A 26,265-nucleotide genomic window follows, 5' to 3' on the forward strand; every position below is an offset into this window, starting at 1 on the left:
ACCATGAAAAACTTCAAACTCCCAGACCTGGGCGAAGGCCTCCCCGAAGCCGAAATCGTCGAATGGCACATCAAGGTGGGTGACACGGTGGATGTGGACCAGGTACTGGTCAGCGTCGAAACCGCCAAAGCCATCGTTGAAGTGCCGTCGCCCCAGGCCGGTACCATTGCCAAACTTTATGGCGAGCCCGGGGACATCATTCACACCGGCGAACCCTTGCTGGCTTTTGAAGGAGAGGGTGACGACACAGGCACTGTGGTGGGGGAACTGAAATCATCCGGAAAAGGCGATGGCAACGGCGCGCAGCAAGATCAGTTTATCGTCGGTGCGGCCCCTTCCAGCAAGCGGGCCCGGGCCAATCGCGCCACACCCGGAGTGCGTGCACTGGCAGAACGACTGGGGGTTGGCCTGGAATCCATCAAGGGCAGCGGCCCGGGTGGTCTGATCACCACTGACGACGTGCACAAACAGGCCAGCCACCAGAAACAACTGGGCGACGCCGCCCCCCTGCGCGGCACCCGTCGCACCATGGCCAAGAACATGGCGTTGTCCCACGCCCAGGTAGTGCCGGTGTCTATCTTCGAGGACGTGGATATCGGTGACTGGAAAAAGGGCACCGACATCACCATGCGCCTGGTGCAGGCCATTGGCAAAGCCTGTGAAGCCGTGCCGGAGCTCAACTGCTGGTTTGATGGCGACAATCTGAGCAGACAATTACTCAACGAGGTCCACGTGGGCATCGCGGTAGACACCCCGGACGGCCTGTTCGTGCCGGTGTTGCGAGACATCACCCATCGCAGTCAGAAAGACCTGCGTCAGGGCCTGGAGAACCTGCGCGAGGCGGTGGCCACCCGCAAGATACCGCCGAAAGAGATGCAGGGCGCCACCATCACCCTGTCCAATTTCGGAACCATGACCGGCCAGTACGCCAACCCCATTGTCAGCCCGCCACAAGTGGCCATCGTGGGGGCTGGGCGAATCCGGGATAAGGTTGTGCCACATGACGGCGCTGCGACCATTCGTCGCATCCTGCCGCTGTCATTGACCTTCGACCACCGGGCGGCAACCGGCGGGGAAGCCTCGCGGTTTCTGGGGGCGATGGTTCAGACCCTGAATAGCGCATCGTGACCAGCCACCACTATTTGATGGAAACGGGCTAAAACACACTTGCCATCACGGCAAGTGATGGCAACACTTACTTCGAAAACACGCCAAGACCACATAACAACAGAGTTAGTACCCATGAACTGCACACATATATTCAGCGTCGGCCTCCTGTTGGCTGCCGCGACACTGGCTGCTCCTGTCCTGGCTCACGATTACAGCCAGGGCGACATTCACATAGAGCACCCCTGGAGCCGACCAACCCCCCCGGGCACGCCCATGGGCGTGGGTTACATGATCATTAGTAATCACGGCAATCAGGATGTCACCCTCACCAGTGCCCAATCACCCCGGGCGGGTAACGTGTCGATCCACGAAACCCACATGCACGACGGAGTGATGCGCATGAGCCCTGTCAAAGGCGGGCTGGTGATTCCCGCCGGGGAGACCGTTGAGTTGAAACCTCACAGCTACCATCTGATGTTGGAACAGCTCACCCAGCCATTGGCGGAGGGTGAGTTCATTCCTGTGGAATTGGCTTTTGACGGTGCTGAGGGCATGGCCGTAGAGCTGGAGGTGCATCCCCTGGACGGCAAAGAAAAGGCAATGGACCATTCCGGGATGCATCATCACTGACTTTACGCCACGCTCCAGGTAAATGGTGCCTGCCTCTGTCTGCGGTGACCTGGTGGTTACTGTTCTGCGTTGAATCAGGTTTCCAGATTCGGCTCAAACAGCTGAATAAACCGGGTAAAGCCAATCCGCCCCCCTTGGACATACTCAAAATCCGACAGAATGGCCAATGCGGGGTTGCGGATGCCGGCAAGCATCCGCTTGAAGTCGAGGCTGTCAATGCGCACATGGATGCTGGCATCTTCCGAGATGCCCTTCCGGAGTTCTGACGCGCCACCTCTCACCGTGAGCGTGAAGCTCTGCTCCAGGTCGGGAAACTCAAACACGACGGATTGATAGATGTCCCATGCGGCTTCACCTTCAAGGTTGACACTCATACCGTCGAAGAAGGCCCTGATGGGAATGCCTTCAAGCATCGTATCGTTGGGAGTTACCGCCATCAGTGGCAGGATGATGTCGCCCGCCAATTCGGCGGCGGAGGTCAGGTAGTAATGGCGGGCTCCGGGATTGGTTTCGGCTGACGCCAGGGCATGCAAGGCGAGAATGCGATGCTCTGTGGCGGCCTGGTGTTCCGGACTCAGCCGCAGCACATAGTCCGTCAGCTCCAGCACCCATTGATGGTCTTCGTTACTGGCAGCCTTCTCCACAGCAGTCATCAATGCATCTTCACCGCCGGCCAGTTGGGCCATGCGCTTGGCTTTTTCTCCGGGTGGCGTAGGGTGCAGATTGCTGGGGTTGCCATCGAACCAGCCAAGTGTTCCGCCAAAGACCATACGGGCAGACCACTCCGGTTTGCCATAAAACTCCTGCAGGAACGGGGACCGTGCCAGGTGGGGCGGCAGGCGGATTTCATGGGCGATTTCATCAGGGGTTTTACCGGCATTCATCATTCGGATGGTCTGATCATAAACGTAGCGAATAGCATCCCGGTAGTCGGTCAGGTGCTTGCGGATCTCCGCTTTGCCTGTCACCGGGCGTGAGTGGCCGGGTACCAAATATTCCGGCTCCAGATCCCTCATCATTTCCAGGCTGTCAGCCCAGGTTTTCGGGTCGCGGTAGCTGGTGCCGCGAATGGTGTAGAGGTTGGGAAAGGCGCGGTAGAAGTTGTCGCCCGGCAGCAGCACTTTCTGTTTTGGTAGCCACACCACCACCTGGTCGTCGGTCTCGCCAGGTGCGTGCTTGAGTATCATCTCCACACCGCCTACGGCAATGCTCAGCTCGTCTTGAAAGGTCTGAGTCGGTCGCAGAATCTGCAGGGTGCTGTGTTCCTGTAAATCCACAAAGGGGCCGATACCCACATTGGTTCGGTCGGCATCGGGCAGCCGGCTGCCGTACATACGAAAAGAACGCTGGGTGATGATGGGCTGGAGTACACTCACGGTCTGGTCGACTGCTTTCTCCAGAGAGTGGTGAGCATAAATTTCGACCGGGTCGCCGTTGTTGATAAAAGCTGGCGCCCCATGGATATGGTCTGGATGCGAGTGGGTATAGATAATGGCCCGCACTGGCTTGTCAGTGATTGCCCTGAAGCGCTTGGCGATTCGTTCCGCCGCTTCCAGGGATTCCATGGTGTCGACAATCGTGACGGCATCATCGCCTTCGATCATGATGGAATTGGCGATGCCGAAGCCAACGGCAACGTAAACGCCGTCGGTGACTTCAATCACGTCTTCCCGGAATTCCTCGCCATGGCGATCGAGTGCCTCCGGCGACAGGGTTCCTGATACTGGCGAGCTGTCGGTGCCGGACTGGCTGCAGGCGGAAATCAGGAGGACGCTCAGTAACAGGAAAGCGATGCGGCGCATGGTGGTGAGATCCTTAATGTTGTTGTTTTCTCAGTGCACATGTGGGACGTGCTGATCAAAACTATCGAACTAGCGTGCTTTGCCGATGGTTCGTGGAGTGAAAGCAGCGTATCAGGTCTATGGCTGCCTTTTGCTTGTCTCCCGGGGCCGAATTACGCCGGTTTGTCCGAATGCCCGAGGGAGTGTTCCGGCGCGATCTGATCCCGCACCAGCTGTTTCAATTGCTTGATGTCCGGGAAGCCTCCCTGTTCCTTGCGGGACCAGATACGGGTGTCGTTTACCCAGACTTCGAAGATGCCGCCGGTGCCGGGTTTCAGGGTAAGTTCGTCGACCATGCCGTCGAAGGTGGTGAGGAGTTCCTGGGCCATCCAGGTGGATCTCAGCATCCAGTTACAGCCGGTGCAGTAATGTAGGGTGATTCGCGTTGCCATTTGTTAATGCTTCCTGCATGGAAAAATCTATGTGCCATGCTATCAAATGATGTGTGGTGTTTCCTTCGCTCAAGGCAATGGACGGCAGTGTGCAATCAATGTCATCAGACTATCCGGCAATCGGCCAACTATACCATCAGCATTCCCGGCAGGTGCTGGCTACCCTTATTCGTTTGTTAGGCGACTTTGAGCTGGCCGAGGAAGCCATGCAGGAGGCGTTTGCCGCTGCTGTGCGCCAGTGGCCTGAAGAAGGGCATCCGGATAATCCGGTTGCCTGGCTGATCCGGGCCGGCCATCACAAGGGCATTGATCATATCCGCCGGGGTCAGACCGCCAGGCGCTATTCGCACCTGATGGCGGTAGACGAAGAAAACTCTGAAGCTGCCGCTCCAGAGGGTATCGAAGACGACCAGCTTCGGTTGCTGTTTATCTGTTGCCACCCGGCGTTATCGTTGGATGCACGAGTTGCGCTAACCCTCCGGGAAATGTGCGGCCTGACCACAGAGCAGGTAGCCAGCGCCCTTCTGCAAAAGCCGGCCACCCTGGCCCAGCGGATTGTACGAGCCAAGAAGAAGATCCGTGAGGCGGGGATTCCCTACGAGGTGCCGGAACCGAGGCAGCTTGCCGAGCGCTTGCCCGGGGTGCTTCGGGTCATTTACCTGGTGTTTAACGAGGGCTATTCCCGGAGCGATGGGGATGCGCTGGTGGATGTGAGCCTGTCGGGCGAGGCCATTCGGCTGGCTGAGGTGCTGGCAAAATTGCTTCCCGAGGGTGAAGTGTTCGGCCTGTTGTCACTGATGCTACTGCACGATTCCCGCCGAAGCGCCCGTGAGGACGAGCAGGGCGATCTGATTACGCTCGAGGATCAGGACCGTTCAAGGTGGGACCAGAAGCAGATCGAACTCGGGCTGAAGTGGCTGGAGCAGGCACTGGCGAGAACGCCGGCCTCTCCGTATACCCTGCAGGCATCCATCGCGGCAGTGCACGCCCAGGCTCGCCGGGCGGAAGACACGGATTGGCGGCGAATTGCCCGGTTATACGATGCCCTGTATCGCCAACACCCATCGCCGGTAATAGCACTTAACCACGCTGTGGCCGTTGCCATGCGGGATGAGCCGGAAGCCGGACTGGCGCTCCTGGATGGCTTGCTGGGCAACAAGGAAATCCTGACCTACCACCTGTTCCATGCGGCCCGTGCCGACCTGTTGCGCAGAGCCGGTGATTTCGAATCTGCGATCGTTGCCTACCAGCGTGCCCTGGAACTTGCCACTCAGGGGCCGGAGCGCCGTTTTCTGAAGCGACGGCTTCAATCCCTTTCTGGCGGTGTTTGAAAAAATATTCCCGACCTGTCGATTTCCGGGGTGTTGGCTCGACTAAACAGTAGAACACCCCCCGCAGGAGACGTTTATCGCGCAAAGCGGGCGAACCCAGTTCAAACCAGATCCTGCCCCACTGGCAGAAGGAGGGTAATCCATGAAATACGTTGCTCTGGTGTATTACCAGGAGAGCATTATCAACGCCATGACCGACCAGGAGTGGCATGACCTGAACCAGGAGTGTGTGGCCGGAGTAGAGCGGCTGACCGAACAGGGAAATTACGTCACCGGCCAGCCTCTGCAGCCAACCGACACGGCCACCACCGTGCAGGTTCGCAATGGTGAGGTGTTGATATCCGACGGCCCGTTTGCCGAAACGAAAGAGCAGTTGGCCGGGTTTTACCTGCTGGAAGCCAGAGACCTGAACGAAGCCCTGCACCTGGCCAGCCGGATTCCACCGGCACGCTTCGGCAGCATTGAAGTGCGGCCGGTACGGGAGCTGCCACCGAAAGACTGAATCAGGAGAAACGTCATGAGTTATATCGATGGATTTGTGGCCGCCGTGCCAACCGCAAACAAACAGAAGTACATCCAGCACGCCAGCGATGCCGCCGCGGTGTTCAAGGAATACGGCGCTACCAAGATGGTGGAGTGTTGGGGGGATGACGTGCCAGATGGCAAGGTCACGTCGTTTCCCATGGCGGTGAAGTGTCAGCCCGAGGAAACGGTGGTGTTCTCATGGATTGAATGGCCGTCCCGCGCAGTGAGGGACAAGGCCATGCCCAGAATCATGGACGATCCGCGCCTGCAGCCGGATGTGAACCCTATGCCGTTTGATGGCAAGCGACTGATCTACGGCGGCTTTGAAACGGTGGTGCTGGAGTAGCGGTGCCTGCTGGCACCGCCTGTGGTCAGAGCCCGGCTTTGCGGGCCCTGGCCGCATGCAGCTTCTTGTAGCTCTCGATCATCTTCAGGTGCCGGTCCAGGCCGCGCAGGTCCATGCCGGTCTCCTCCAGGCCATAGAAGCGCACCGTGCCGTTAATGGAGCCGACCACGGCGTCCATCACCTCGTCACCAAACATACGGCGGAAGTTGTAGAGGTAGTCGTCCAGCTCCAGTTCTTCGTTCAACGTGGCTTCGAGCGCCGCGTTCATGGCCTGGTAGAACAGGCCCCGTTCGACGGTGTTGTCATTGAACTGCAGGAACATATCCACCAGCTCCTGGGCCTCTTCCAGTTCGCCCAACGCCAGGTAGATCAGCAGTTTCAGTTCCAAGATGGTGAGCTGGCCCCACACGGTGTTCTCATCAAACTCGATGCCGGTGAGGGTGACGATAGTCATGTACACGTCCAGCTCAGCCTCTTCCAGGCGCTGCACCAGATCGGTCAGTTCGTCTTCATCCAAACGGTGCAGGTTCAGGATGTCTTCCCGGAATGCCAGCGCCATGTTGGTGTTGTCCCACACCAGGTCTTCCACCGGATACACCTCGGAGTAGCCCGGCACCAGAATGCGGCACACCGGAGCGCCCAGGTCTTCGAATACCGCCATGTAACATTCCTTACCCATGTCCGCGAGGATGCCGAACAGGGTGGCGGCTTCTTCTTCGTTGGTGCCGGAGAAATCCCATTCGACAAAATCGTAGTCGGATTTGGCACTGAAGAAGCGCCAGGACACCACGCCGCTGGAATCGATAAAGTGCTCAACGTAGTTGTTGGGCTCGGTCACCGCCATGGAGTTAAAGGTGGGCGCCGGCAGGTCGTTCAGGCCTTCAAAGCTGCGGCCTTGCAGCAGTTCGGTCAGGCTGCGCTCCAGCGCCACATGAAAGCTCGGGTGCGCGCCGAAGGAGGCAAACACACCGCCGGTCTTCGGGTTCATCAGGGTCACGCACATCACCGGGAACTGGCCGCCCAGAGAGGCGTCTTTTACCAGTACCGGGAAGCCCTGTTCTTCCAGGGCTTTGATGCCCTCAACGATCTCCGGGTACTTGGCCAGCACGCTTTCTGGCACATCCGGCAGCGCGATTTCGTTCTCTATGATCTCTTTCTTCACCGCCCGCTCGAAGATTTCCGACAGGCACTGTACCTGGGCTTCCTGCAGGGTGTTACCGGCGCTCATGCCGTTGCTCAGGTACAGGTTCTCGATCAGGTTGGAGGGGAAGTACACGGTTTCCCCATCCGATTGGCGCACATAGGGAATGCTGCAGATACCCCGCTCCGGTGTGCCGGAGTTGGTGTCGAACAGGTGGGTACCCAGCAGTTCGCCATCCGGGTTGAAGATCTCCAGGCAGTAATCGTCCAGGATGCCCTCGGGCAGCTCGCCGTCCGGGCCGGGCTGGAACCATTTCTCGTTCGGGTAATGCACGAACTCGCTGTTGGCGATGTCTTGGCCGAAGTACTGGTCGTTGTAGAAGAAGTTGCAGTTAAGACGCTCAATAAACTCACCCAGGGCCGAGCACAGGGCGGCCTCCTTGGTGGCGCCCTTGCCGTTGGTAAAACACATGTGGGCGGCGGTATCGCGCACGTGCAGGGACCACACGTGAGGCACAATGTTGCGCCAGGAGGCAATTTCGATTTTCATGCCCAGGTCTGCCAATATGCCGCTCATATTGGCAATGGTGGTTTCCAGTGGCAGGTCTTTGCCTTCGATGTAAGTATTCGCTTCGCCTTCCGGCTTCACCGTAAGCAGTGCCTGGGCGTCTTCGTCCAGGTTCTCGACCACTTCGATCTGGAAATCCGGGCCGGTTTGCACCACCTTTTTGACCGTGCAGCGGTCGATGGAGCGGATGATGCCTTGCCGGTCCTTCTCGGAGATGTCTTCCGGCAGCTCTACCTGAATCTTGAAAATCTGCTTGTAGCGGTTTTCCGGGTCTACAATGTTGTTTTGCGACAGGCGGATGTTATCTGTGGGAATATCCCGGGCGTTGCAGTAAACCTTTACAAAGTAGGCTGCGCACATGGCGGACGAGGCCAGGAAATAATCAAAGGGGCCGGGTGCCGAGCCATCGCCTTTGTAGCGCACGGGCTGGTCTGAGACGACGGTGAAATCGTCGAATTTGGCCTCAAGCCTCAGGTTGTCGAGATAATTGACTTTGATTTCCATGGGCAGCTTACCGGATTCAGAAATATGAGCAGTGTACGCGGAATAGACGAGGTAATCCCCGATGCGCGGGATGGTCTCACAAAAACCGAAAGGACGATACTTTACGTCCTCAGTGAAACCCAGAAGGAGCTGGGTGGTCGCAATGTGCCTACGGTGATGCTCTACGGTCGGGTGCTGGAGTACGTGAACATCAGCGAACAGGAATTACACCTGTACCTGGACCGGCTTGGGGTAAAGGGTGATGGCCGTTAAGGGCGCTGGCGGCTGAAGTCTCTCGGGTCCAGCCGATAATAGCCGCACAGGGCCTTGTAGACATCCGGCTGGGCTTCGAGCAGGTGTTCCGGCTGTTGAAAGAAGGTTTCCGTGAGTACCGCAAAGAACTCCGCCGGCTCCGTGGCGCCATAAGGATCCAGCCAGGGCTTGTGGTGGTGTGCCAGCCGATGTTGCAGGTGGTCCCAGGCCTTGGTCATGGTCTCCTGCCAGTTCCGGGCCTGCTCGCCATACAGTGGTGGTGCGCCATCGGCGGTGCCGTCCAGGTAGTCCAGCTGGTGGGCGAATTCGTGAAGGATCACGTTATGGGGGCTGTGTGGCTCGGCGATGGCGTTTTCGCACTCGCTCCAGGCCAGTACCACCTGGCCACGGGAGGAAGCTTCGCCGGCGCGGACCTGGTCACTGTGGCTTACCACCAGGCCGTCGCTCTCAGTGCCCTGAGCCCGGTAGACGTCCGGATACACCAGAATACTCTGCACCTCGTCGTAGTCTGAAAACGGCCGTTCCAGAATCAGCAGGCAGGCGTGGCCAGCGATGGTCACGCGTACTCTGTCGTCTACCTCAAAGCCATCGCAGCCGTAATAGTCCTTCTCTGAGACAAACAGCTGCACCAGGCGCTCAAGCCGTTTTCTTTGCTGGGGTGATAGCCGTTTGTAGGCGGGGAGCTGCTTTTTCAGACAGCTGCGCCAGGGCTTGGGGAAGGGCTGCTGCAGTTCCCGCTTTCGCCGCCAGCTGCGGTAGAAAAACAGATAGAACAATGATCCGGAGATCAGAAGCGTGGCAAAGATGGCAAATACAACCGCTGTGGACATTCAGGTTCCCATTACCATGGCTGGTGGTTGTGTTTGTGGTGATCATACCTGATTCTGTGGGCAACAGTGGTCTGACCGGGAGTCATAATGAAGTACATTTTTGAGGTTACGGTTAAAGAGGGCTATAAAGCCGAGGATTATGCAGATGCCTGGGTAAGAGCCAGCGAGCTGATTCAGCAGGCGCCGGGGGCGCGGGGCACTGAACTGCACCGCAAGATCGGCGAGCCGAACAAGCTGATTGCCATCGCCAGCTGGGACAGCAAGGCAGACCGGGATGCCATGGACGCAACCAAGGACCCCCGGATTATGGACATCATCAAAAGCGCGGCGCCGTTCGTGGAGATCCGGCCTTTGGGTGAATTTGAAGACCCGGAATGGGTGGTGATGCCGCCCGGGTACAACGGGTAATCAGTGGTCATCGAGCTTGTTCAGCGTCAGGTCTTTGTCCAAACGATAGGTATCGAAATCTTTGGCCAGGAACAGGTGGCCTCTGTAGTGCTGTAACGCCTCCGCTGCCAATTGATTAATATGGGGCGTGCCGCCAGGTACCGACTGGTAGCGTGAGCTGAAATGAGTCAGCACCAGGTTAGGCAGTTTCACGCTCTGGGCGAATCGGGCTACCTGTTGGGCTGAGCTGTGTTGGGGCCAGGGGCCAACCCGGTCGGCCACGTCCTGTGTATAAGTGGCTTCGTGGATGAGTACATGAGTGCCTTGGCTGGCCTCTTTCAGAAGCTCCGGTGTGTCGTTATCGCCACCCACAATGATGCGCCGGGCGGTTCTGGGTATGTGCGTGTAGTCGTCGCTCTTCAGTAACCGGCCGTCATCCAGCAACACGTCGTTGCCCTTTTGCAGATCGCCCCAGGCCGGGCCAGCCTCTATGCCGTCCGCCGCCAGTTTCTCCTGCTTTAACTGGCGCTCCAGATTTCTTTCGGTAAAAACATAGGCCCGGCAGGCTACCCTGTGGGAGAGCGCCACGTTGGTAACGCCCATACGGTCATCCTGCCAGTAGAAATCCGGCGCCTCGGAGTTGATGAAGTTCAGCGGGTAGCTCAGGCTCGAATCACTGTTTTCAATCACCGCATCAATAAAGCGGCGGACCTGTGGCGGGGCAATGATATCCAGCGGTTCTGTGCGGCCGAGCATGGAGGCACTGGTGAGCAGACCGGGCAGGCCGAAAATATGGTCGCCATGGATGTGAGTGATGAAAATGGCACGTAGCTGCATCACCGAATACCGGGTGCGCATCAGTTGGTGCTGGGTACCCTCACCGCAGTCGATCAGGTACCAGGGTTTGGGGCCGGAGCGGCTCAGGGCCAGTCCGGTGACATTGCGTGACCGGGTTGGTGTTCCGGCGGATGTGCCCAGGAAAGTAAATTCCATCGTGCCTCGTTTCGCGGTAATGTGCCCCCTAATGATACGAAACCTTTTGCCTAGAGGATACGTGCCGCACCATGTCTGACCTGAAAGACCCCCGGGTACTGTTCGCCGCAGAGCGCACTCTGTTGGCCTGGAACCGCACCAGCCTTGGGCTGACCGCCTTCGGCTTTCTGGTAGAGCGGGCGGGTTTGCTGCTGGCGGCATTGGCACCGGAGACGGGCAACAGCATGAACCTGGTGGCCATGTATTGGTTGGGGATGCTGTTCATTCTGCTGGGTGCCGCAACAGCCTTTTACGCCACCCGCCAGTTTGCAGCGGTGTTGAAAACCCTGAGCCCGGAAGAATTTCCCAATGGCTATAACGCCCGCTGGGGAATGACCATCAACCTGATCGTGGCGTTCCTCAGCCTGGCACTGGCAGCTGCCCTGTTTGTCAGCCAGTACTAACACAATCCAAGAACGACAGAATCAAAGGAGTCACACCTTGTCTGAGCTAGCCAACTACGAAAGCTTTAATATCGAAGTAAAAGACCAGATTGCCCACGTGCAGTTCAGCCGCCCGGAAGCCCTGAACACCATGAACAAGGCGTTCTGGCTGGAACTGCCCCGCTGTGTGCAGGACATCGAAGCCAATACCGATGCCCGGGTGATTGTGATTTCCTCCACCGGCAAACACTTTTCCGCCGGTATGGACCTGGGCGTATTCTCCGATCCCAAATCCGTGCCCATGAGCGGTGATCCGGGCCGGATGGCGGAGAACCTTCGCCGGGTGGTGCTGCAGCTGCAGGATACCCTCACATCCCTGGAAAGAGTGCGGCTGCCGGTATTGGCAGCGGTTCATGGCGGCTGCATTGGCGGTGCCCTGGATCTGGTGTGTGCGGCCGACAGCCGTTACTGCACCGCGGATGCCTATTTCACCATCAAGGAAACCGAGCTGGGCATGACCGCCGATGTGGGCACCCTGCAGCGCCTGCCCAAGCTGATGCCCGAGGGCGTGGTGCGGGAACTGGCCTACACTGGGCGTAAGTTCGGGGCAGAGGAAGCTCATCGTCTTGGTTTCGTAAACACGGTATACGAATCCCAGGAAGCGATGCTGGAGGGCGTCATGGCCATTGCAGCGCAGATTGCGGCCAATTCGCCCCTGGCGGTAACCGGTTGCAAGGAGATGATTAACTTCAGCCGTGATCACAGTGTGGAAGACAGCCTCAAGTACATGGCTACCTGGCAGTCTGGCATGTTCCGCCCCACCGACATGATGAAATCCTTCCAGGCAAAGGCCCAGAAACAGGCGCCCGTCTACGATGACCTGTTCCCGGTCAAGGATCTGTTCTCTAACTGATCCATGCCTGACCGCCGGAGCTCTTCAATCTCAACATCTGCCGCCCTTTTGTTTCAGGGCGGCATTGGTGTGGTTGGCCTTCTGGCCATCTGGCTGTTCGGTATTCCGATACTGTCTGGCGGCTTGAGCCTTGCCGAGGCGGTTTTGTTTGGCGTGATTGGTGCTGCTGTTACCTATCTTTCGCTGCTGTTGCTGACCCAGAACTCCTGGTTGTTCCCCGATGACCTCAGCAGCCAGATGCAAGCGCTCTATGATTTTGTGTCCGGTTACCGCTGGCCGGTATTATTGGCATTGGCTGTGCTCGCCGGCGTTGGTGAAGAACTCCTGTTCCGGGGCGCGGTTCAGGGCTGGTTGCTGCAATACACCGGGCCCTGGACGGCGGTACTGGCGGCGTCTGTGCTGTTCGGCCTTGTACACTATGTGTCATTCACCTACTTTCTGGTCGCTACGGGCCTGGGCCTGGTGCTGGGTGCCGCCTACCAGCTCAGCGGCAGTCTTGAGCTGGTCATGGTGTGGCATGCGGTTTATGACATGCTGGCGATATACTGCTTGCTGAGGTATCCGCACTGGTTTGGTGTCAGGGCCTGACCTGCGTGTGAGGACTTTTCTCAAGTAATCGGTTGTTGGTAAGTGCCTGAGTCAGGCGTTCCAGAGCTTCTCCGCTATGGCGCCAGAAATGCCAGTAGAGTGGCACCTCCAGTGATTGTCCCGGGGCGAGACTGACCAGCTCTCCAGATTTCAGCTCCCGGGTTGCCTGTATCTCCGGGATCATGCCGTATCCCAGCCCCGCGCAGGCGAGCTTCACGAAACCCTCCGATGAGGGACACAGATGGTGGGGAAAGGCGCCATCGTATCCACATTGCGCAAGAAAGCGGTGTTGGAGCAGGTCATCTGGCCCGAAGACAATTGCCGTGGCTTGTTTCAGGCTTTGAGGATTGATGCCGTCCGGAAAATAGCGGCGGACATAGTCGGGCGTTGCCAGGGGGAGATAATGCATTGTGCCCAGCGCAACGCATCGAGCGCCGGCAAGGGGTTGTGGGCTGCTGCAAAGGCAGGCTGCAACATCGCCCTCCCGCATCCGCCGCAGGCCAATATCCTGATCTTCAATCACCAGATCCAGCAGCAATTCGTCTTCAATGCATACTTCGCCGATGACATGGGCCCACCAGGTCGCCAGGCTGTCCGCGTTCAACGCAATGCGTAATCGGCTGGCTCGTTCGGTCAAAGCGGGCAAAGTTCTGGCCAGGTCTCTTTCGAGTAGTTGTACCTGTTGAACGTGATTGAGCAGCCGCCGGCCGGCGGGGGTTGGCGCGAGCGTGGGACTGCGAACCAACACCGGTTGGCCCAGTCTGATCTCCAGTGTACGAATGCGCTGGGAAACTGCGGATTGAGTGAGCCCCAGGGTGTCCCCGGCACGCTCAAATCCGCCGCATTCAACCACGGTTGCCAGTGCTTCCAGCAGCTTGTAATCAATCATAAGTATAATTAATGCACTATTAGCAGGATGAATTTCAAGTATATAGGTTTGCGGTTAGTCTGGCCCCTCAATCTTCGGAGGAGCGGGCGTGTTTGAAAGTTATCTGACCGGTTTGCTGGTGTGTGGCGGTATTATTGTCGCAATTGGTGCACAGAATGCCTACGTACTGAGCCAGGCGATTCGTCGCGAGCATCACTGGTGGTCGGCCGGCGTATGCATGACGTCCGATATCCTGCTGTTCACTCTGGGTATGTTTGGAGTAACCGCTGCCTTGATGGCTATGCCAGAAGCTCTGGAGATGTTGCGCTGGCTTGGTGTGGTATTCCTGGGCTGGTTGGCGATTCAGGCATTTGTCAGGGCTGGACGGGGCAGGGCAGCGCTTCAAGCTGGGGCAGAGGCCCGAAGAAGTCTGAAAGGCGTGCTGTTGACTACTCTGGCGGTCACCCTGCTCAACCCTCAGGTTTATCTGGATACCTTATTGCTGATTCCAGCGGTGGGTGCTCAGCAATCGAGTGCCCCCAGTTTTGTTGCAGGCGCAAGCAGCGCGTCCGTTATCTGGTTTGGTGGGCTGGCCTGGCTGGGTTCTTCGCTGGCACCGTTACTGTCGCGGCCGGGCGCCTGGCGGGTGATTGATGGTGTTATTGGTTTGATGATGCTCGCCATCGCCCTGCAGCTGGCGTTTTCAGGTCTGTGAAATTCAAGTGATCGTGCGAAGTCCGTTTTTCTGCCTATACTCACGTCAGTAACAGAGGAATAGCTTTAACAACAACCACTCTGGCGGAGTTAATTTGGGAATCTTCAAGCGCAATCTTTGGATGTTGTTCTGGCTGGTTGTTGCTGTTGGTGTGCTTGTCCTGTCGTTTATCCTGACCAGTATCTGGCAATCCACACTGCGTGCCCAGGAAGCTCACCATCAGTCCCGCGTTGAGCTGATCAGTCAATCTGCCATCAACGTGTTACGTACCCAGGAGTTGATCCTGGACGTAGCCGCCGCTGAGCTTGTGCGCCTGGATCTTGTCAACGACACCCCCGAGGTGTTGCCCTTTCTCGACAATATCATGGAGGCCAGCCCGGCGCTCGCAGGTTTCGGTATGGCCTTGCCGGATGGGCAATTGGTGAAAGTGACATCCACTGTGGATGTCAGCCTGATGCCGAACCTGTTGGAGCAGGAGGAATCCCGGGACGGCTTCCAGCGGGCTATGGAGTCTGATCGGTTGGTGGTGGGCCGCACCTACTATTTGCCGGCGGTCGGGGCCTGGATTATTCCCGCCCGCAAAGCCATAAGGGATGCCAGCGGCGAAGTGATTGCGGTGATGTCTGCCGGAATCCGCGCCGATGGCGAAAAAGGGGTGTTCGGGAACAATCTGCACACCGGAGCGGACGACTCTGTGATGATCTTCCGGGAGCACGATGGCTATTTGCAGTTTATGTCCAGCGAAGGCGTCACGCCGGATATGTACGCCCACATCCAGCGGACACCGGAACAGCGTGAAGAGGACAGGCAAGGCCTGATAGCGGCCAATGATGCGTCTCTTGAGGAACTGAAAGTAAGCCCGGAACCCAGTATCTATTACAGCCATAGAGACGGTGATACGTTTATTGGTGGCGCCTGGTATTCCCCGGACTATGAACTCTGGATTGTTTCGGAATCCAATATTCGTTCGGTCTGGAGTACCTTTCTGGATCGTGCCCTGGTGTTGTTGGCGGTGTTTGTCGCCCTATTTTTCCTGCTCTTCTATCTCGTGCGCCAGATCGAGCGCGCAGAGAAAAAACGCCGCTCGGCCCTGATGTATCAATCTCGTCACGATGACCTGACGTCGTTACTCAACCGGGTAGGCATGATTGACCAGATCCAGCAGCTTGTGAATCGCGACGAGGGCTTTGGCGTTGTCTTGCTCGACATCGATAATTTTCGCGGCATCAACGATCGGTTCGGGCAGGAACACGGCGACAAGGTACTGAGCGAGTTCGCCCGGTGTTTACGTGAGCTGACCAGTGAACAATACGGCGCATCGCGACTTGGCGGTGATGAGTTCGCAGTGATCAGCCGTATCCATGAGCCTGAGAAGCTGCTGGCATTCTGTAGCGAGCTGCTGCGAGGGCTGGCCCGCCATATGGCCACCGGACCAATGGGGCTCCAATTGGGCGCCAGTGTGGGGGCTGCTGCGTTTCCGGACCACGGAGATTCATTCAACAGCGTTATTCGAAGTGCCCACCTGGCGCTATACCAGGCCAAGAGGACCCGCAACGATGTGTGCCTGTACCGGAACGAATTTGAGGCAGGCTATTTGCGGCGCGTGCACATTGAACAGCGACTTCGTGGGGCTATTCACCAGGGCAGGATATTTATGGCGTACCAGCCGCAGCTGGACGCCTGTGGCCGGGTAGTGGGCGTTGAGGCGCTGGCCCGGTGGGATGATGAAGAGCTCGGGTATGTGCCGCCCAATGAATTTGTTGAAGTGGCAGAATCCTGTGGCTTGATGGTGGAGCTCGGCAACTATGTGTTGGGCCGGAGTCTCTCAGACTTCCGGACGATTCTTGACCAGGCGCGAATGCCATTGGAGCTGTCGGTGAACATCTCCGCCATGCAGTTTATGCAGTCAGGCTTTGCCGAGCTGGTGTTGTCTGAATTGCAAAAGCATGGCGTGCACCCCCACTACCTGACCCTGGAGATCACCGAAACGGTTTTCATGGCAGGTTTTGACCAGGTCATCCCAGTGCTGGAACACCTTCGGCGCGAAGGCATCAGTTTGTCCATGGACGATTTCGGTACCGGTTATTCGTCCCTGAGCCTGTTGCGCAAGCTGCCGATCGATGAACTGAAGATCGACAAGAGCTTTGTGGATAACATCATTGATGACGAGTCTGCCCGAAACATGGTCGAGAGCATCATTGCCATTGGCAAGAATCATCGCATGCGCCTGGTTGCCGAGGGGGTGGAAGAGCAAGCCCAGTTCTCAACGCTGGTGGCGATGGGCTGCGGGCGCTTCCAGGGTTACCTGTTCAGCCGTCCGGTGCCGGCGAGCGACGTGGCCTCCGTGGTCCGTCAGTGCAACGACAAGGCTGCGCCCCCCGTCTGAGGCAACCTCAGGCGTGTTGCTTCTCCACCTGGCTCAGAAACTCACCGATGTCTTCAAAGGCTTGTTCCGCTTCCGGCAGCAGGGGTGAGAAGATGTGCCATACGTGCACCATGTTCTGCCAGGTGTGAAGTTGCACCGGAGAGCCTTCGGCCCGGGCTTTGGCGGCATATCGGGTGGCGTTGTCCAGCAGCATCTCCGTGCTGCTGGCGTGAATCAGCGTGGGCGGCAAGTCGTTAAGGTTTCCGCGCAGGGGCGACGCCACGGGATTGGTGGGGGAAATGCGAAACGCCGCCAGGGTACCCCACCAGAGTACCGGTAGCGGAATCTTCGACAACCCTCCGAAAACCGGCCCAAGTAAGGGATCGGTACGGATATTTTCCCGATTGCTGGGGGCGGTCAGGGTGAGGTCTGTGGACGGTGACAGGGCAACAGCTGCATCGGCCTGGCGCACCCCATTGTCCCGAATCCAGGCCAGCAGAGACAGGGTATGGCTTCCACCGGCAGAATCGCCCGCTACCACCATGAACTCCGCCTTCTCTTCGCCATCCGGGCCGTGGTTCAGCAGCCAGGTATAGGCCTGGCGGCAGTCGCGAATGCCGTCCATAAAACGGTGTTCCGGCATCAACCGGTAATCCAACGCAAACACCGCCGCATTGGCCAGTTGTGAGAACCGGTCGGTAATGGCGCGATGACTGCGGGGGCTTCCTGCGGCCCAGGCGCCACCGTGAATGTAGAGCACCCGGCGGCGGGTATCGGCACCCGGTGCAATCACCCATTCGCCCCGGGGTTGATCGTTGTGGCGAATCTCGGATTTAACCTCTACACCTTCACCGAGACTGTCCAGATGATTTCTGAGTGCAATCAGGCGGGCTTTGCCCTTCAGGCCCCGGGACGCTCGCCCCATGTCTTTGATGCGTTCCATCACCTCGTCGTGGGCGGGGTTCGGAGCCACTTCCCGCACCGCCCAGTCACCGCCATCGTAGTGGGAAAGGTCATGCACCCGGAACAGCAAGAAGGTTGAGAGAACGATGAGCGCAACAACAGCGAGCAGAATCCAGAGCATGGGTTTTCCTTTTGGGGCCCTGTAAAAAGGGAACTATGCTGAAACTATATTCGTACCATGGCCAAGCATACAGAGGAAAGTCATCTTGCAAATAGCCTATCGGGCCCGGGATATCACCGAGGCACACATTGTTGCCGGCATGTTGGAGGCCAATGGCATCGACACCTATGTGGGCGGGCACTACCTGCAGGGTGCGATGGGGGAGATTGGTGCTGCCGGATTCAGTAATGTTCATGTGGACGATGAGGATGTTTACCGGGCCAGAGTTCTGATTGATGAGTACGAATCCGACCGGGTGGTAGCAGCCTCGCAGCGCGACGAGCAGGACAAGCCGGATCATTATGCTCGCTGGTTTATTGTTGTAATCGTTGCTTTGGCCTGGCTTCTATGGCGATTCTGAGCTGATCGAATGGTTTGGCTTTTGTTGTTGCGCCCCCACTGGTACTGGGTGCCTCATTTTTGTTATGTTGTAACGCTTTTGAGGCCGCACTCATGTCTGATCCCGTCCGTCCTGTTCCTACCAATCTGATCCTTGGTTTTCTTGGTGTAGGCAAAACCACCGCCATCCTTGATTTGCTCCGGCAGAAGCCGGAAGGCGAGGTTTGGGCGGTTTTGGTGAACGAGTTTGGTGAGGTTGGGATCGACGGCGCCATCCTGGAGACCGAGGGAGCCGTGGTACGGGAAATTCCCGGCGGCTGCATGTGTTGTGTTGCCGGCCTGCCCATGCAGATTGGCCTTAACCAGCTGATTGCCCGGGCCAAGCCCGACCGGCTGTTGATCGAACCCACCGGTCTTGGCCATCCCTCCCAGATTCTGGATACCCTGACGGGCGAGTATTATCAGGACGTCTTGAAACTGGGCCCGGTGATCACCCTGGTCGACCCCCGCAAACTGGAAGACCCCAGGGTGCAGGACAACGTTCAGTTCCGGGACCAGGTGGCGGCGGCGGATATATTGGTCGCGAACAAGACGGACTTGTGCACAGACAACCAGGTGCACGCATTTGATCAATGGGCGGCCCGGCTTGCACCGGAGGGCCGTCCGGTGTTTCACACCAACCATGGCCACCTTTCGGTTGGCTGGCTTGATGGCACGGCCGCGTTACCCGAGGTGTCTGAGCCTCATGCGCACCATCATCACCATGCCAAGGAGGGGGATACACCACCACCGCCGTCAATTCATGAGAACCCATGGCAATTGGTTACCAACCGGGGGCAAGGTCACAATAGTATTGGCTGGCGGATTCATCCTGAGTTGATGCTGGACGAAAATGCGATACTGGCGATGGCCATGGATGACCGGCTGCAGCGCTTCAAGGCCGTTATTCATACCCGGGATGGCTGGCGCGTTGTAAACGTTGTGGACGGCGCTGTTACCATCCTGCCGGGCGAGCCCAGGGAGCTTTCCCGGGTGGAATTGATTTCAGCCGAGGCACTGGATGCCTCGGAAATGGACCAGCTGCTGCGGGCCGCAGCCGGGCTGACCGACCAGGATTAAGGTATGAGAATTCGGATTACTCACCAGAGAATCACCCTGTTTCTGCAATCCATTCTGTTGCTTGAGGCGGTGCTTGCGATCTGGGGGCAGCGCTGGTTTACCGCGTTCCTGACCAGCATGATCATTGTGATCACGCTGTTCCCGATACTGTTTGAGCGGCGGTTCCGGATTCACATTCCCCCGGAACTGCAGTTGGCGGCCATCGGGTTCGTGTTCGCGTCGCTGTTCCTTGGGGAGATTCACGATTACTACAACCGGTTCTGGTGGTGGGACATGGCGCTGCATACCATGTCTGGCTTCCTGCTGGGGATTCTCGGTTTCTTGCTGGTTCACATCATGAACGAGACCGAAAAAATCCACGTTCACATGAAACCCGGGTTTGTAGCGTTCTTTGCCTTTATGTTCGCGCTGGGGGTTGGCGCCTTGTGGGAAATCTTCGAATTTGCCATGGACAGCCTGTTTGGCATGAACATGCAGAAGCCAATGCTGGGCGACCCTTCCGGGCTGACCGATACCATGTGGGATCTGATCGTTGACGCACTGGGCGCGCTGATCATTTCAATTCTGGGTTGGCGGTACCTGAAAAACCCTGAACGGAACTCGTTCCTGGAACGCTGGATTGATTCGTTTATCGAGCGTAATCCACGCTTTTTCAGAAAGTGAGGGAAAGCCCGGCAAGCGCCGGGCTTTTCGGTTTTAGTGGCCGTAGATGCGCATGGTGGTGTCTTGAACCACCAGGTTGTCCATCATCACCGAGCCGATAGAGGTGCCGCCCACCAGCACCTGGTCAATCGACATGTCCGCCGCGAAGGTGTTCAGGTCGATGGCCAGGGCGTCGCCGGCACCACCCAGGCGGGTACCCTTGTACACGTCCATATCAATGGTGGCTCCAAGAGTCAGAACGCCCGGGTTCGCGGCGGAGCCGTCGAGCCGGGTGCCCATGTAGTCAGCGCCGGTCATCTTCAGGCCGCGGATGCCCAAGGCCAGGAAGTCGAAATCAACGTTCAGCTCGGAGATGCCCACCTGGGTATTCAGGTTGAGGGTGTCGGTGGCGGTATCAACGCGGATGCCAACCTTGGTGAAGGCACCCACCATGTTGAAGTTGCTGGCCAGTAAGGTCGAATCGGTATGACCCTCCAGCGTCCAGTCACCGGTGCTGATACCGAAATCGATCGGCGCCGCGGTGATCGGGAAGATGTTGATCAGTGCGTCACCGTCATCCGCGATGTCGATCTCGATCTTGATGTTGTCGATCAAATCACTGGTCTGACCGAACAGGGCGTCGCGGAAATCGGTGATCTCCTCGAACAGATCTGTACGGTTGGCGCCACCAATCTTGATGTCTTTGATGGACAGTGAGCCTTCATCGGTGTACCGGAATTCGCCGATGTCCACCCGGGTTTCCAGCTCAATGGTGACACCGGCCTGACCAGTGATGTTGCCCATATGGGCGTCGTCAAGAGGCTTGAGGTCGGCTTGTGCGGCAAACGGCAAGCCCGCCATGGCCAGCACTAACGCAGTTTTTTTCAGGCTTTTCATTGTATTGTTCCTTTTTGGTTTTGTTATTCGACGTTTCCAACGACGTAGCCACAGCCGGCTATCGCCAGCTGTGGCTGTGTTATCCGGCTACGCCGGATTTCCTTACTGTTCCGGGGTCAACTCCAGTTCAATGGTGTTGCCGGAACCGGTGAGGAACTGGTTGAGCAGACCAGTCAGCAGTCCGCAGTTCTCCAGCGGTGGCAGATCGTAGACACCGTTGACGGTGCCGCCGGTCGCTGGCGAGAAGTTGGAGCCTTCAACCGAAGCGAGGTCGATGCTGACGGGCTCGCGAGTCATACACTCGGAACCCCCTCCAACCCGAAGCGGCAGGCCGAGAATCTTGATAGCCACCTTGGGCACTTTCACGTACAGCTGTGAGTTGGCGGTGAGCTTGCCGTTGATCAGCGTGCCGGTGGTGACGTCAGCCTGTTCAAATTCAACATTGGCTGAGGCATTCAGCCTGCTGAAAAGCAGTTTGATGGAGAAGTTGCCATAGGTTGGGTCCAGCTCCAGGTCGGCCTCGAAGGTGCCCGTCGCCAGATCCAGCAGGGTGGCAATGGAACCGTTCAGGGGCAGGGTGCCGCCCGAGGACTTGATGAAGGTAGAGCCTTCCAGGCCGAGTAGCAGCTCAAGTTCTGAACCGGTTTGCTCAAAGGCCTCAGCGGAGACAGGAACGCTGACTTCCGGTGTTTCCGGGTCGTCTGAACGGATCACCAGGTTGGCGTTGCTGACGCCAACCGCATTGGCGGTATAGCTCAGCTCAACGGTACAGCTTTCGTTGGCGGCAATGGTTGTGCAGTTGTTGGTTTGAACAAAGTCTGCAGCGCCGGCACCTTCAAGCGCAATGCTGTCAATCAGCAGGACTTCGTTACCGCTGTTGCTGATGGTCACTTCCTCCGATGCGCTCTGGCCCAGCTGGATTCGGCCCAGGTCAATAGCGTCTGGATTAACGCCGATTTCCGGTGTCGGGGCCAGTACACCACGGCCGGTCAGCGCCACATCAACCGCAGGGTTGTCGGCATCGGTCGACTCGATGGTGAGGGTTGCATTGCGAGTGCCTTCGGTGCTTGGAGCGAAGGTCACGTTCACGTCACAGGATTCACTCGGAGCCAGGCTTGCGCAGTTGTTGGTCTGCAGGAAGGCGTCGGCATCGGTGCCGCTGATGACAACGTTGTTAATGCCCAGCGCGGCATTGCCGGTGTTGGAAACGGTGACGGTTTGCTCTGCCGTCAAACCCGCTTGCACGTTTCCGAAGGCCAGGTCTTCCCGGTTTACGCCAATACGCGGCGCTTCGGACACCTCACCGCTAACCAGAATGGTTTGCAGCAGATTGTCCTGATCCGGAAGTTGCACGCAGTCGGTGAGAATCTCGCCGATGGGGGCCGGCGCAATATCGCCATTCGGGGTGCGGGCTGTCAGGTCAAGGGTAAGCCCGCCAACGCGAATCTCAGCTTCACCGATATCGTCTTCGGTAAAGAGCACTTCAGGCGCCTGGCCTGAGGCTGGAACATCGAATTCGCCGCTTACAATGGGAATGAATGTGGGCGGAATCGTCAGTTCGACAATCTGTTCCAGACTGCGATTGGCGGTCACCACGGTGTTGAAGCTGGTTGCGATGCCTTCGACCGTTTCCGAGCCAACCAGCTTGAGCCCGGTGCGGGCGTCGTCGTTCACTACGGTAATGGCGGTGACTTCAAACTGCGGGGTGGGCTCACCAACGTTGGCCACTGTGGGAATGTCTGCGCTGATCTGGGCGCGGATGGGTTGGGTTCCGATCAGGGGGAACGGGCATTCGAACGCCAGTTCAATGGATACCGGCTCTGCGGCTACGTTGCTTGCACCACCGGCCATCAAGGCCGCTGCCGCAACGGCCGGGCCGAGCTTGCGGACACTCGTATTGAGGTTCCTGAGTTTCATGAGTTCGTCCTCTGTCTATCTGTAGTTGTTGTAGTCGGGTTGCAGACAACACCGATGACGGACAGCTCAATCGGACTTGCAAAGATCCCTTTGCCACACGTGCGGGGCACGCATGAGTGCAGGGTCATTTAACGGTCTTGGGGCGGCGTGGGTCATTGCTTGCCCCGGCAGGGTTTTTGTCCAAAACGGAGAAGAGGGGAGGGATTGCCTAAAGCGTGAACAGCATCAACCTCATAGCTGAACCCTGTTCACTTTTTTTTGCGGGCCTTGCGACGAACGTCGCCGGGCGTATGGCCGGTCCATGACCGGTAAGCTTTGGTAAAGCCGGCTTGGTCACTGAAACCCAGTTTTTCAGCAATGGATTCCAGTGGCACATTGGTGTCTTTCAGGTACAGCGTGGCAAAGCTTTCCCGGATGTCATTTCTCAGTTCACGGAACGAGGTGCCTGCACTGGCGAGGTGTTGCCGGAGCGTCCTGGGGCTGATGTCCAGGCGCCGGGCAATGTTCTCCGTGGTGCAGGGGCGGCCTGGCTGGCTCATGATCAGGTCCCGCACCTGCATGACCGTCTCGTCAGCCTCCAGGGTATGCTGTTTGCGGTCGTGGCGGGTGCGGGCCACCAGGAACTCCAGGCTGGCGTCGTCTTTTCGGATTGGTAGTCCGTTAAGCGGCATGGTGACCTGGCTTACGTTGGAATCGAATTCAAACTCGCAGCTTGGCGCCAGCCGTTTCCAGTCCTCTTCGGGAATGACGCTGGGGAAATCGAACTGGAAGCTGAAATGGCTGCACACCTGGCTGGATACCCGGTGAATGCTGCCCATGTAGATCTTGGTCAGGCAGGGGCGAAGGTTCCCCAGCCCCCAGGTATCAATCAGCCGGATTCGAAAGGTAGAGCCGGTGGAAGCCAGTTCCATATCCATCAACGGCAGCCCCACCCGGAGATACTGCACGATCATGCTGATCAACCGCCGCGGATTCTCCTGGCCGAGTACCGCAAACCCCAGCAGCCCATGGCTTGGGAGATCCAGCTGCTGGCCGAACTCGAAGGCGGCTCGTTCATCGGTCATTAACCAGTCCGCTTTACCTAGCACCGCCAGAATCTGGTTCATAGACAGGCTGGCCTCAGGACTTTCGAGCATGTCCTCAGTAACGCCGGTATCCTCAAGAATGGTGTGGCGCTTTACGCCCCGGCTTTCCATGAACCGGATGAACCGGTAAGCATAGCGGGCCGACACAATTGGCACTTCCAGGGCAAGACTGTTCAACATATCCATGTTTTTGTCTCTGGGCCGGATTACCCCGGCGTTTCGTCATAAACCATACTGTTGTTATTATTCATGCCTTTTACAGGCTGCTTCAGGCGCCAGTATAGGCACCGTAAGGGAGTGGTTTTCCGGCAGCTGGTCACAAACTGGTTTCATGGCCGGATATGACAATGAAACTTTCGACAGGTTGGGAATTGCCAAAATGGTAGAGGGTGATGGCGGCCGGCTCCTGTGCCCGGTGTGTGATTCGGGCACTTTGCAGACGTTTCGCACGGTTATGGAGAAACGCTACCTGCGCTGCGGGCAATGCCTGGCAACGGTCATGGCGCCTGAGTGTCGCCTGACGGCAGATGAGGAGCGCGCCGTATACGCGCTGCATAACAATGACACCGGGGACGCCGGCTATCGCCGGTTTTTGTCGAAGCTGTCAGAGCCCCTGTTGGCGAAGCTGGCTGACGGTGCCACGGGGCTGGATTTCGGCTGCGGGCCAGGGCCGGCGCTTGCGGACATGATGCGGGAAGCGGGTTTTGACATGGCTCTGTACGATCCGTTCTTTCACCCTGCCGGGTCGGCCCTTGAGCAGCAGTACGATTTCATCACCTGTACCGAGGTGGTAGAGCACCTATACCGCCCCGCTGAGGCGTTCAGGCAACTGGATTCACTACTCAGGCCGGGGGGCTGGCTGGGGATTATGACGTGCTTCCAGACCGACGATGATCGGTTTGATCAATGGCACTATCGGCGCGACCCAACCCACGTGGTGTTTTATCGGGAACAGACGTTCGCCTGGCTGGCTGGCCGCTACGGTTGGCAGTACGAAGTGCCTCGTAAAGACGTGGTGCTGATTCGCAAGCCGGGCTAGCGCTCTGTCGTGTCAGCGGGGCAATCCGGTATCGGCGGGCACGAGCTTCGGCTACCTCCGGTTGTGCCTTTTGGCAGCTCCGGTGCCTGGCCAAAACGTTCCGGGTTCAGGTTTGCCGCGCAGGCCATAGCCTTGCTGGCCTGCTCCGGGCAAGACCGGGCGCTCAGGGCGTAGGCCAGGTTATTCCAGGCCTCCGAGAAGTCAGGAAAGCGGTTAACGGCGCGCAGGAAGTGTGATGCCGCGCCCTCGGCATTGCCCTGGTCGTAAGCCAGGTTGCCCTGGGCCATGATCGGTGCGGGTTGGTCTGGCCATTGCTGTTCGGCGGCCTGATAGGCTTGCTGAGCGGCCCGGGTGTGCCCGGTGCTTTCGAGATCGTGGGCCGCTCGCAGATAGGGCAGGGTTTCCGCTGTCGCTGGTAGTGAATCTGGCGGCAGAATGACCACCGCCCAACGGTCTGCCCGGTTCCAGGTGGCGTGAAACACCTTGTAGGGCATCCGGTAATGGCGCCGGGTGTCTGTGTTCAGTATCAGGACTTCCTCTTCACTGTCGTAGCCCACCACCACGGCAAAGTGCCATTGCGGCCACCAGTTGAATCTCAGGTTCTGCATAATGAGAACCGGATTGCCGGCGGTCACCTCGCCCAGTACCGCCTCAAGGTTTGGCCTTAGTGGATACACCACCATGTCGTGGGAACGGGCGCCAGCGACCATTTCAACTTGCAGTGAACCCTGGCGGCCGGGCAGGTAAACCAGTTCTTTCAGGATTTCAGGGTCCGTTGCCAGGCCCTGTGTGTTCAGCATGGTTGCCAATGAGGCCGGCCCACACTGGTACTTTTCCTGAGGATAGAAAGGGACATGATCCAGCAACGCCTGGTCCAGCACCGTATCGCCTTGTGGCGTGGGGGCTGGTGTTTCTGGCCAGGGCGGTGTGCTGGCACAGCCTGCCAGCAGGATCAGCCCCAGAAGGGCTGCAAACCTGCCGGCAAGGCCGGGCTTGTTGGCGGGGGCGGAAGGTGTCAACGAATGCAATTGATGAAGGAGAATAGGTTCGTGGCACACAGCATGTCAGTGATGATGAATACCAGGAGGAACAGCACGATAACGCCAACAACGCCTTCCCCGGCGGGGGCCTCAGCCAGTTGTTGCTCGAAGTCTGCCAGTTCAGCCGGTGTCAGATTCTGGATACGTTCGGCAACCTGAGCTTCGCTGACACCCATCTGGGCCAGTTTGTCCTGCACGTTCTGGTCTTCGAGCATGTCCAGCAGTTGTTGGCGGTCAAGGTCCGTCTGTTGCTGCTGAATCAGCTCGCCTGTGCCCACCATGCCGGCATGGGCCGAGACGGAGAAGGTGGTTGCGAACGACATCAAGATGACCATGATCAGGGA

The 26,265-nt window shown here is 58.0% G+C and carries 28 protein-coding genes; 16 read left to right on the forward strand and 12 right to left on the reverse strand.

The genetic code is table 11. The features are described 5' to 3' along the window. Window positions 1-3: 3 nt before the first annotated feature. Entirely contained in the window at window positions 4-1,128 is a 1,125-nt protein-coding gene (locus tag C7H10_RS02530; RefSeq protein WP_106693602.1) for a dihydrolipoamide acetyltransferase family protein, read from the forward strand. A gap of 114 nt (window positions 1,129-1,242) precedes the next feature. After that, window positions 1,243-1,740 carry a copper chaperone PCu(A)C gene (locus tag C7H10_RS02535; RefSeq protein WP_106693604.1) on the forward strand — a complete coding sequence of 166 codons (498 nt, stop codon included), beginning with the start codon at window positions 1,243-1,245 and terminating at the stop codon, window positions 1,738-1,740. A 74-nt stretch (window positions 1,741-1,814) separates the two neighbouring features. On the opposite strand, the gene C7H10_RS02540 is transcribed toward C7H10_RS02535, so the two are convergent. Further along, window positions 1,815-3,542, reverse strand: a complete 1,728-nt coding sequence (locus C7H10_RS02540) for an alkyl sulfatase dimerization domain-containing protein (RefSeq protein ID WP_106693605.1) — start codon at window positions 3,540-3,542, stop codon at window positions 1,815-1,817. 152 nt (window positions 3,543-3,694) lie between these two features. Continuing rightward, on the reverse strand, window positions 3,695-3,973 hold the full coding sequence (locus C7H10_RS02545) for an Rdx family protein (protein WP_106693606.1): 279 nt from the start codon (window positions 3,971-3,973) through the stop codon (window positions 3,695-3,697). Between the two features lie 98 nt (window positions 3,974-4,071). On the opposite strand from C7H10_RS02545, the gene C7H10_RS02550 reads away from it, so the two are divergent. From C7H10_RS02550 to C7H10_RS02560, 3 genes are all read left to right on the forward strand, one after another. Then, window positions 4,072-5,304, forward strand: coding sequence for an RNA polymerase sigma factor (locus C7H10_RS02550; protein ID WP_106693651.1), 1,233 nt, complete (start codon window positions 4,072-4,074; stop codon window positions 5,302-5,304). A 142-nt stretch (window positions 5,305-5,446) separates the two neighbouring features. Next, the gene (locus tag C7H10_RS02555; protein WP_106693608.1) at window positions 5,447-5,806 is read left to right on the forward strand and encodes a YciI family protein; all 360 of its coding nucleotides are present in this window, start codon (window positions 5,447-5,449) and stop codon (window positions 5,804-5,806) included. A 15-nt stretch (window positions 5,807-5,821) separates the two neighbouring features. Beyond that, window positions 5,822-6,175, forward strand: a complete 354-nt coding sequence (locus C7H10_RS02560; protein ID WP_106693610.1) for a DUF1428 domain-containing protein — start codon at window positions 5,822-5,824, stop codon at window positions 6,173-6,175. Window positions 6,176-6,200: 25 nt separating this feature from the next. On the opposite strand, the gene C7H10_RS02565 is transcribed toward C7H10_RS02560, so the two are convergent. Continuing rightward, complete coding sequence (locus C7H10_RS02565) at window positions 6,201-8,387, reverse strand: OsmC domain/YcaO domain-containing protein (protein WP_106693611.1); 2,187 nt, start codon at window positions 8,385-8,387, stop codon at window positions 6,201-6,203. A 24-nt stretch (window positions 8,388-8,411) separates the two neighbouring features. Here C7H10_RS02565 and C7H10_RS02570 point away from each other — a divergent pair, with 24 nt between their 5' ends. Next, window positions 8,412-8,639, forward strand: coding sequence for a hypothetical protein (locus C7H10_RS02570; protein WP_106693613.1), 228 nt, complete (start codon window positions 8,412-8,414; stop codon window positions 8,637-8,639). Here C7H10_RS02570 and C7H10_RS02575 read toward each other — a convergent pair. Beyond that, window positions 8,636-9,469 carry a M90 family metallopeptidase gene (locus C7H10_RS02575; RefSeq protein ID WP_106693615.1) on the reverse strand — a complete coding sequence of 278 codons (834 nt, stop codon included), beginning with the start codon at window positions 9,467-9,469 and terminating at the stop codon, window positions 8,636-8,638. The genes C7H10_RS02570 and C7H10_RS02575 overlap by 4 nt on opposite strands. Before the next feature lie 87 nt (window positions 9,470-9,556). Between C7H10_RS02575 and C7H10_RS02580 the strand changes: the two genes are divergently transcribed. Next, window positions 9,557-9,877: an antibiotic biosynthesis monooxygenase family protein gene (locus C7H10_RS02580; protein WP_061333337.1), complete on the forward strand. Its 321-nt coding sequence runs from the start codon at window positions 9,557-9,559 to the stop codon at window positions 9,875-9,877. On the opposite strand, the gene C7H10_RS02585 is transcribed toward C7H10_RS02580, so the two are convergent. Then, window positions 9,878-10,849 carry a ribonuclease Z gene (locus tag C7H10_RS02585; RefSeq protein ID WP_106693616.1) on the reverse strand — a complete coding sequence of 324 codons (972 nt, stop codon included), beginning with the start codon at window positions 10,847-10,849 and terminating at the stop codon, window positions 9,878-9,880. A 71-nt stretch (window positions 10,850-10,920) separates the two neighbouring features. Between C7H10_RS02585 and C7H10_RS02590 the strand changes: the two genes are divergently transcribed. The 3 genes from C7H10_RS02590 to C7H10_RS02600 all read left to right on the forward strand — a co-directional run bounded on the left by C7H10_RS02590 (window position 10,921) and on the right by C7H10_RS02600 (window position 12,772). Next, a complete protein-coding gene (locus C7H10_RS02590) occupies window positions 10,921-11,292 on the forward strand; it encodes a YidH family protein (protein WP_058090609.1) in 372 nt (123 codons plus the stop codon). Window positions 11,293-11,329: 37 nt separating this feature from the next. Beyond that, window positions 11,330-12,184, forward strand: coding sequence for a crotonase/enoyl-CoA hydratase family protein (locus tag C7H10_RS02595; RefSeq protein WP_061333335.1), 855 nt, complete (start codon window positions 11,330-11,332; stop codon window positions 12,182-12,184). 69 nt (window positions 12,185-12,253) lie between these two features. Then, complete coding sequence (locus tag C7H10_RS02600) at window positions 12,254-12,772, forward strand: CPBP family intramembrane glutamic endopeptidase (RefSeq protein WP_244178159.1); 519 nt, start codon at window positions 12,254-12,256, stop codon at window positions 12,770-12,772. Here the strand turns inward: C7H10_RS02600 and C7H10_RS02605 are convergent. Next, window positions 12,762-13,661 carry a LysR family transcriptional regulator ArgP gene (locus C7H10_RS02605; RefSeq protein WP_106693620.1) on the reverse strand — a complete coding sequence of 300 codons (900 nt, stop codon included), beginning with the start codon at window positions 13,659-13,661 and terminating at the stop codon, window positions 12,762-12,764. The genes C7H10_RS02600 and C7H10_RS02605 overlap by 11 nt on opposite strands. An 88-nt stretch (window positions 13,662-13,749) precedes the next feature. Between C7H10_RS02605 and C7H10_RS02610 the strand changes: the two genes are divergently transcribed. After that, window positions 13,750-14,355, forward strand: coding sequence for a LysE/ArgO family amino acid transporter (locus C7H10_RS02610; protein ID WP_106693622.1), 606 nt, complete (start codon window positions 13,750-13,752; stop codon window positions 14,353-14,355). Between the two features lie 94 nt (window positions 14,356-14,449). Continuing rightward, window positions 14,450-16,741, forward strand: a complete 2,292-nt coding sequence (locus C7H10_RS02615; RefSeq protein ID WP_106693624.1) for a putative bifunctional diguanylate cyclase/phosphodiesterase — start codon at window positions 14,450-14,452, stop codon at window positions 16,739-16,741. A gap of 7 nt (window positions 16,742-16,748) precedes the next feature. Here the strand turns inward: C7H10_RS02615 and C7H10_RS02620 are convergent, their stop codons facing one another. Further along, entirely contained in the window at window positions 16,749-17,804 is a 1,056-nt protein-coding gene (locus C7H10_RS02620; protein WP_106693626.1) for an alpha/beta hydrolase, read from the reverse strand. An 85-nt stretch (window positions 17,805-17,889) separates the two neighbouring features. Here C7H10_RS02620 and C7H10_RS02625 point away from each other — a divergent pair, with 85 nt between their 5' ends. From C7H10_RS02625 to C7H10_RS02635, 3 genes are all read left to right on the forward strand, one after another. Continuing rightward, window positions 17,890-18,204: a putative signal transducing protein gene (locus C7H10_RS02625; protein ID WP_106693628.1), complete on the forward strand. Its 315-nt coding sequence runs from the start codon at window positions 17,890-17,892 to the stop codon at window positions 18,202-18,204. 92 nt (window positions 18,205-18,296) lie between these two features. Continuing rightward, window positions 18,297-19,301 (forward strand): CobW family GTP-binding protein, encoded by a 1,005-nt coding sequence (locus tag C7H10_RS02630; protein WP_106693630.1) that lies wholly within the window; start codon window positions 18,297-18,299, stop codon window positions 19,299-19,301. Window positions 19,302-19,304: 3 nt separating this feature from the next. After that, window positions 19,305-19,964, forward strand: a complete 660-nt coding sequence (locus C7H10_RS02635; RefSeq protein ID WP_058090601.1) for a DUF2238 domain-containing protein — start codon at window positions 19,305-19,307, stop codon at window positions 19,962-19,964. 33 nt (window positions 19,965-19,997) lie between these two features. On the opposite strand, the gene C7H10_RS02640 is transcribed toward C7H10_RS02635, so the two are convergent. From C7H10_RS02640 to C7H10_RS02650, 3 genes are all read right to left on the reverse strand, one after another. Next, on the reverse strand, window positions 19,998-20,840 hold the full coding sequence (locus C7H10_RS02640) for a DUF6160 family protein (RefSeq protein WP_106693632.1): 843 nt from the start codon (window positions 20,838-20,840) through the stop codon (window positions 19,998-20,000). Between the two features lie 102 nt (window positions 20,841-20,942). Beyond that, a complete protein-coding gene (locus tag C7H10_RS02645) occupies window positions 20,943-22,757 on the reverse strand; it encodes a choice-of-anchor D domain-containing protein (RefSeq protein ID WP_106693634.1) in 1,815 nt (604 codons plus the stop codon). A gap of 248 nt (window positions 22,758-23,005) precedes the next feature. Continuing rightward, the gene (locus C7H10_RS02650; protein WP_106693636.1) at window positions 23,006-24,028 is read right to left on the reverse strand and encodes a helix-turn-helix transcriptional regulator; all 1,023 of its coding nucleotides are present in this window, start codon (window positions 24,026-24,028) and stop codon (window positions 23,006-23,008) included. A 193-nt stretch (window positions 24,029-24,221) separates the two neighbouring features. On the opposite strand from C7H10_RS02650, the gene C7H10_RS02655 reads away from it, so the two are divergent. Next, a complete protein-coding gene (locus C7H10_RS02655) occupies window positions 24,222-24,881 on the forward strand; it encodes a class I SAM-dependent methyltransferase (RefSeq protein ID WP_106693652.1) in 660 nt (219 codons plus the stop codon). Here C7H10_RS02655 and C7H10_RS02660 read toward each other — a convergent pair. Both C7H10_RS02660 and C7H10_RS02665 read right to left on the reverse strand, forming a co-directional pair. Next, entirely contained in the window at window positions 24,878-25,900 is a 1,023-nt protein-coding gene (locus C7H10_RS02660; RefSeq protein WP_106693638.1) for a PA2778 family cysteine peptidase, read from the reverse strand. The genes C7H10_RS02655 and C7H10_RS02660 overlap by 4 nt on opposite strands. Next, window positions 25,897-26,256, reverse strand: a complete 360-nt coding sequence (locus C7H10_RS02665; RefSeq protein ID WP_227510261.1) for a PA2779 family protein — start codon at window positions 26,254-26,256, stop codon at window positions 25,897-25,899. The genes C7H10_RS02660 and C7H10_RS02665 overlap by 4 nt, the downstream gene beginning before the upstream one ends. Window positions 26,257-26,265: the final 9 nt, after the last annotated feature.

The sequence above is a fragment of the Marinobacter shengliensis genome (genome assembly GCF_003007715.1).
Classification (GTDB): Bacteria; Pseudomonadota; Gammaproteobacteria; order Pseudomonadales; family Oleiphilaceae; genus Marinobacter; species Marinobacter shengliensis.